Source organism: Streptomyces milbemycinicus (genome assembly GCF_002154605.1).
Taxonomy (GTDB): Bacteria; Actinomycetota; Actinomycetes; order Streptomycetales; family Streptomycetaceae; genus Streptomyces; species Streptomyces milbemycinicus.
In genome coordinates this window covers 1-216 of record NZ_MUNE01000636.1, presented here as the reverse complement: position 1 = coordinate 216, position 216 = coordinate 1, and positions in this window count along the sequence as shown.

Below are 216 nucleotides of genomic sequence, written 5' to 3'. Positions count from 1 at the left end.
ACCCGCTGGACGACCGGAGGGGGCAGCAGGGCGTGGTCCACCCGCGGCGGGCGGCGGTCCATCAGCTCGTTGTCGATCTGTGCCCCGGGGAACGGCGGGGTCGGCTGCTGGACATGGGCCAGCCCGGCCCGTTGGCTGGAAGAGCCGGAGAGGGAGGATCCTGAGGTCACGCGCTCGAGACCCTCGCGGGCCTGGTCGCTCCCGGGGCGCGGGGAG